6 protein-coding genes are annotated in these 6338 nt (G+C 45.3%); 1 reads left to right on the top strand and 5 read right to left on the bottom strand.

The window, feature by feature from the left end:
- From purB to V5298_RS19245, 4 genes are all read right to left on the bottom strand, one after another.
- On the bottom strand, nt 1-861 hold an 861-nt coding region (gene purB / locus V5298_RS19260), incomplete at its 3' end, for an adenylosuccinate lyase (protein WP_332933054.1).
- A gap of 14 nt (nt 862-875) precedes the next feature.
- A complete protein-coding gene (hflD, locus tag V5298_RS19255; RefSeq protein WP_332933053.1) occupies nt 876-1502 on the bottom strand; it encodes a high frequency lysogenization protein HflD in 627 nt (208 codons plus the stop codon).
- A complete protein-coding gene (mnmA, locus tag V5298_RS19250) occupies nt 1502-2617 on the bottom strand; it encodes a tRNA 2-thiouridine(34) synthase MnmA (protein ID WP_332933052.1) in 1116 nt (371 codons plus the stop codon). The genes hflD and mnmA overlap by 1 nt, the downstream gene beginning before the upstream one ends.
- Nucleotides 2618-2777: 160 nt before the next feature.
- Nucleotides 2778-3320, bottom strand: coding sequence for an rRNA large subunit pseudouridine synthase E (locus V5298_RS19245; protein ID WP_332933051.1), 543 nt, complete (start codon nt 3318-3320; stop codon nt 2778-2780).
- Nucleotides 3321-3727: 407 nt separating this feature from the next.
- Between V5298_RS19245 and V5298_RS19240 the strand changes: the two genes are divergently transcribed.
- The gene (locus tag V5298_RS19240; protein WP_332933050.1) at nt 3728-5953 is read left to right on the top strand and encodes an NADP-dependent isocitrate dehydrogenase; all 2226 of its coding nucleotides are present in this window, start codon (nt 3728-3730) and stop codon (nt 5951-5953) included.
- Between the two features lie 130 nt (nt 5954-6083).
- Here the strand turns inward: V5298_RS19240 and cspD are convergent, their stop codons facing one another.
- Nucleotides 6084-6302, bottom strand: a complete 219-nt coding sequence (cspD, locus tag V5298_RS19235; protein WP_216028037.1) for a cold shock domain-containing protein CspD — start codon at nt 6300-6302, stop codon at nt 6084-6086.
- Nucleotides 6303-6338 lie beyond the last annotated feature (36 nt).

Below are 6338 nucleotides of genomic sequence, written 5' to 3'. Positions count from 1 at the left end.
TTTTTGTTTAAAGTGACCAAGGGCAATATACCCCCATACATCGCGGTCGAAATCGAGCACGATAGTATTAAAACGAGCCACCGCATCAAATAATTCAGCGATGTAGTCATGGGGTTCGATTTGCGTTGTGTAAGGGTTCCAGGTGAGCCCCAAACCAGTAACAAATTTTTCTGCAACCTCATGCCAATCCGTTTGGGCATAAGCAGAGAGGTGCGCGTTATAGTTACCGACTGCACCATTAATTTTGCCAAGGAGGGTGACGGCGGCAATTTGCTCGCGCTGACGAATTAAACGCATGGCAACATTGGCCATTTCCTTGCCCATGGTAGTCGGGCTAGCTGGCTGACCGTGGGTTCTTGCCATCATTGGTATGGTTTTGTAGGCCTTGGCAAGACGGGTGATTTCGCTAATCAGCTTATCGCAATAGGGGAGAATCACCTGTTCACGGGCTTCATTTAACATCAAGCCGTGAGACAAATTATTGATATCTTCTGAGGTACAAGCAAAGTGAATGAATTCGCTGACAGCATTTAATTCTGCATTATCTGCCACTTTTTCTTTTAAGAAATATTCAACCGCTTTCACATCATGGTTGGTTGTGCGCTCGATATCTTTAATGCGCAGGGCATCGTCCACACAGAAATTAGCAACAATCTCGTCAAGTAGGGCGTTGGCTTGGTCACTAAACGCTGGAACTTCGTCAATGGCTTGGTGGTTCGATAACATCTGCAACCAGCGAACCTCAACTTGGACGCGATATTTTAACAACCCATATTCACTAAAAATGCTACGCAATTCACTACTTTTGCTTGCGTAACGTCCATCCACAGGGGAAATTGCGGTTAACTGAGTCAGTTCCACCTTTAGCTCCTCAACTAATTAATTAATCTCAATGCCAATGTGGCACTGTGTAAAATTTGTTTCCGATTAAACAGGATCTGCCGACGACGGCCTCCCATTTGTCGCCACATAACCGCGGCTCTCACCCCAGCCAGCAAAAGTGCTCTAACCCGTTGCTGATTGAGTGGGCGGCTTAGGTATTCGGTATTTCCTGCTACCTGAATTTTAGGTGCCAACGGGCTGATGATATCACTGTAAATACTGGCCAGAGAGCCGATGATTTGGCTATTGTCAAATTCCACATGGGCCAGTTGGCGTTGCACATGGGAGATACGTTGACCTAATTCTGATAGTGCGTTGCTCTTGGCGCTGAGTTTACGCTCAAGGCTTAATAAACTGGCTACATAACGGGTAAGTTCTGCATCTTTATTGCTACTGCGACCGGATAATTGGGTCACGATGGCGCGATAGCCGACAGTGAGATTGCTTAAGCGTCCAAAAACATGCTGTGGCGATTCCGGGTCGGTCACTAATATACTGGATAAGCTGGCTTCACAGGCTACCGCATCAACATTGCCGGTGCGGGCAACCTGTTGAACCAGTGCTGCGGCCTGACAAACCCCGGCAAGTGCAATGTGTTGTTCTATTTGTGGATCTAACATCAGCGCTGATAACTCTCTATAATGCCGCCACCAAGACAGACTTCTTGTTGATAAAATACGGCCGATTGACCCGGCGTGACAGCTTTTTGTGGGGCGTCAAACGTCACTTGAATATGATCATCATCCAGTGGCGTAATGGTACAGGGGATATCCTGCTGACGATATCGGGTTTTCACCACCGCTGTCATTGGTGCCGTTAACCCTTGCCTATCTACCCAATGTAATTGCTTAGCGATAAGCCCGTTAGAATAGAGGCGAGGGTGATCAGCACCTTGGCCTACAATAAGCACGTTGCGGGCAACATCTTTATCCACTACATACCATGGGGCGTCACCATACGCTGACAAGCCGCCTATATGAAGCCCTTTGCGTTGGCCTAAAGTGTGATACATCAGACCTTCGTGTTCGCCAATAACATCGCCATCAGCCGTTTCAATAATGCCTGGCTGAGCGGGAAGAAAACGGGATAAAAAATCTTTAAATTTGCGTTCCCCGATAAAGCAGATGCCGGTGGAATCTTTTTTATCTGCGGTTACCAGGCCTTGCTCTTCGGCGATTTCTCGCACGCGGGGTTTTTCCAGTTCTCCTACGGGGAACAGGGTTTTGGCAAGGTGCTCTTCACCTAAGGTGTAGAGGAAATAGCTCTGATCTTTGTTGTTGTCCAAGCCCCGTAGCATTTGCCAGTGGCCATCTTTAAAGCGACGGCGCACATAGTGTCCCGTTGCAATGTAATCGGCACCGAGATCTTCTGCGGCAAATTCAAGAAAGGCTTTAAATTTAATTTCTTTATTACACATGATATCGGGGTTGGGCGTTCGACCCGCTTTGTATTCTTGCAGAAAATACTCAAACACATTGTCCCAGTATTCTGCGGCAAAATTGATGGTGTGTAATTCGATACCGAGTTTATCGGCCACAGCCTGGGCATCGGCTAAATCCTGTGCTGCGGAGCAATATTCATCATCATCGTCCTCTTCCCAGTTTTTCATGAAAAGGCCTTCTACCTGATACCCCTGTTGCAGCAGCAAATATGCTGAAACGGAGGAGTCTACACCGCCAGACATACCCACGATGACTTTTTGTGAAGCAGGAGATTGTTTTTCAACAGATGACATAGTTACTCTTTACCGATTAAAATTTTAGTCTGAACAATGAAACAGGGCGCGGATTCTATCAGATATCAATGCATATGGCACGGCAGATCGCAGGGCTATCTGTTCTAAGATGTATTGTTTTTTTATGTTAAAGCGCGTCCGTTAGATAAGGGGGATAACCCTATAACACGATATATTCGCCGTTGTTAATGCCGTCGATTGTCCAATTACCAATGCGATAGCGTATAAGCCGGAGGGTGGGATACCCCACATGGGCTGTCATACGGCGAACTTGACGGTTTTTTCCTTCACTGATGGTGATTGAAAGCCAGGAGGTAGGAATGTGTTTTCTAAACCGCACTGGCGGCGTACGAGGCCAAAGCTTTGGTTCGTCAATCAGTGATACTTTGGCCGGACGGGTCATTCCATCTTTGAGTTCCACCCCTTGGCAAAGGGCGTCAATCCCTTGGGCGTCTATGTTCCCTTCCACCTGTACCCAATAGGTTTTTGAGGTTTTGTGTTTAGGATCGGCCAAACGATGTTGTAATTTGCCATCATTAGTAAGCACTAATAGGCCTTCTGAATCCCGATCCAATCGTCCAGCGGCATAGACGCCGGGTACGGGAATATAATCTTTGAGTGTTTTTCTGCCCTCTTGATCCGTAAATTGAGTGAGCACATTGAAGGGCTTATTAAACAGAATAATTTTGCTTTGGGCTTTCACATTTTGCTCCTGAATACACCGTTTAAATTACGGATCCGTGACTTTTTGATACTGCGAAGTGCTTATAAGGTTTTTTTTAATAAAAGCAATAAAGATGCAAAAAAAATCACATAAAACACGTTTTTTTAGAAGGATCTTTGTAGGTAATACGATGGTATGACTTGTAACTCCTACGTTCGACCCTATACTATTGGGCGCGGTAATTCTGCATTTATATGCAATAATAAGCATAATGTGGATGTAATCTCACATAATCAATCGGGTTCAGGGGCGAGGGATCTCGACAGAAGAGCACTTAAAATGTGCGCGTGATGGTTACGCTTTTTACCGAGTTGTTCAGCGCACTGTGTGGCTGAGCGAAATGGATTAAATCTGGTAGCTCTTTACCGACAACTTTGAGGTATATAATGACCAAAGCTAAGTCGACTATCATCTATACCAAGACTGATGAAGCGCCAATGCTGGCGACATACTCTTTCCTGCCAATCATTGAGAAATTTACTGGTGCAGCTGGCATTGACATTGAACTAAGTGATATTTCTCTGGCCGGGCGAATCCTTGCCGCTTTTCCCGACTATCTGAACGACGACCAAAAGGTGCCTGATGCGTTGTCTGAATTAGGCGCCCTTACACAAAACCCTGATGCGAATATCATTAAATTGCCTAATGTTAGCGCATCAATTCCCCAATTGCGTGCAGCAATTAAAGAATTGAATGCGAAAGGCTACAACGTGCCGCCGTTTCCTGAAGAGCCTAAAACTGACGAAGAGAAAAAAATTCGTGAACGTTATGGAAAAATTCTCGGCTCTGCAGTAAACCCTGTATTGCGTGAAGGTAATTCAGATCGTCGTGCACCCACAGCGGTTAAAAACTTTGCCCGTAAACATCCACATTCAATGGGCGCGTGGAGCCAGGCTTCACAATCTCATGTCGCTCATATGCGCCAAGGGGATTTTTACTCAAGTGAAAAATCGACTACCGTAGATAAAGACGGTTACGTCAGCATTGAGTTTACGAGTAAAGATGGTGCTAAGAAAACCTTAAAACCCCGTGTTGATTTACTGGCCGGCGAAGTGATCGACGGCATGTACATGAGTAAAAAAGCACTGTGCAAGTTCTTCGAAGAACAGATTGAAGATGCGAAAAATACCGGCATTCTTTTCTCTTTACACGTAAAAGCCACCATGATGAAGGTGTCTCACCCTATCGTTTTTGGTCATTGTGTAAAAGTTTTCTATAAAGAACTGTTTGAAAAGTACGATGACTTGTTTAAAGAGTTAGGGGTAAACCCTAATAATGGCTTAGGTAGTGTGTACGATAAAATCTCCACATTACCTGAATCACAACGTTCTGAAATTGAACGTGATATTAATGCCTGCTATGCCGATCGTCCGCCAATCGCGATGGTAAATTCTGATAAAGGTATTTCTAACCTGCATGTGCCTTCTGACGTGATCGTGGATGCGTCTATGCCTGCAATGATCAGAAACAGTGGTCAAATGTGGGGACCAGATGGAAAACCACACGATACTAAAGCGGTTATTCCTGAATCGACTTATGCCACGATTTACCAGGAAGTGATTAACTTCTGTAAAACACACGGTGCATTTGATCCTACCACAATGGGAACAGTACCGAACGTTGGCCTAATGGCACAGAAAGCCGAAGAGTACGGCTCCCATGACAAGACATTTGAAATCGACGCCGATGGTAAAGTACAAATTGTTGATCAGGACGGAAATGTACTGATTGAACATGAGGTAGAAGAAGGTGATATCTGGCGGATGTGTCAGGCCAAAGATGCGCCTATTCAAGATTGGGTTAAACTTGCGGTAACGCGAGCTCGCCAATCAGGTATGCCTGCGATTTTCTGGTTAGATGAAGAACGTGCCCATGACGCACAACTTATTCAGAAAGTGGAAAAATACCTCAAAGATCACGATACCAACGGTTTGGATATTCAAATCATGTCACCGGTTCGCGCCATTAGATACACCATGGAGCGTGTAATTCGTGGCTTGGATACTATTTCTGTGACCGGTAACGTTTTACGTGATTACCTGACGGATTTGTTCCCTATTTTGGAATTAGGTACCAGTGCGAAAATGTTGTCTGTTGTACCATTAATGGCAGGCGGTGGTCTGTACGAAACCGGTGCCGGTGGTTCAGCGCCTAAGCATGTTCAGCAATTTCTTGAAGAAGGGCACTTGCGCTGGGATTCTCTCGGTGAGTTCCTTGCATTAGCGGTGTCTCTGGAAGATATGGCCATTAAGCAAAACAATCCAAAAGCGAAAATCATTGCTACGGCATTGGATAAAGCGACGGAAAAACTGCTTAATAACGGTAAGTCTCCACAGCGTAAAGCCGGTCAGCTTGATAACCGCGGAAGTCACGTATGGTTAGCACTGTACTGGGCAGAAGAAATGGTTAATCAAACGGAAGACACCGAACTTGCTGCACAATTTAAGCCCACTTACGAAGCATTGGTTGCCAATGTGGACAAAATTGTTGCTGAAATTGATGCAACCCAAGGTAAAGCGACGGATATTGGTGGTTACTATCTTCCAGACGAAGATAAATTAACAGCGGCCATGTCACCAAGTGAAACCTTGCGCGCGGTGTTAGCGAAATAAAAGATGATTGAGTAAAAAATAAAAAAGTCGGCTGTTAGCCGGCTTTTTTTTTGGCAATAGCGCCAAAAGTAAAAAGGGCCTTTCACTGCACTCAAGCAATAAAAGGCCCCTGGTGTATCAGGTATGGATTTTAACGTTCTGGTTCGTCTACAACCCCAATGTTCTCAGCGTGGAGCCCCTTGGGGCCTTGCTGGACATCAAACGTTACTTCCTGGCCGGCCTTAAGCGACCGATACCCTTCCATTTGAATGGTTGAGTAGTGTGCGAAGATGTCTTCACCACCGTCTTCAGGAACGATAAATCCGAATCCTTTTGCGTTGTTAAACCATTTAACTTTTCCTACCGCCATACTTCGACTTCCTCTTAATCCTTGAACTCATAATAC

The sequence above is a fragment of the Alteromonas sp. 14N.309.X.WAT.G.H12 genome, from assembly GCF_036697315.1.
GTDB lineage: Bacteria > Pseudomonadota > Gammaproteobacteria > Enterobacterales > Alteromonadaceae > Alteromonas.
This window is presented reverse-complemented; position numbering and strand designations above follow the sequence as displayed.

What these genes read in the sequence shown, in the direction of transcription:
- V5298_RS19240 (WP_332933050.1), top strand. Translation starts at nt 3,728, where the DNA reads ATGACCAAAGCTAAGTCGACTATCATCTATACCAAGACTGATGAAGCG.
- mnmA (WP_332933052.1), bottom strand. Translation starts at nt 2,617, where the DNA reads ATGTCATCTGTTGAAAAACAATCTCCTGCTTCACAAAAAGTCATCGTG.
- cspD (WP_216028037.1), bottom strand. Translation starts at nt 6,302, where the DNA reads ATGGCGGTAGGAAAAGTTAAATGGTTTAACAACGCAAAAGGATTCGGA.
- hflD (WP_332933053.1), bottom strand. Translation starts at nt 1,502, where the DNA reads ATGTTAGATCCACAAATAGAACAACACATTGCACTTGCCGGGGTTTGT.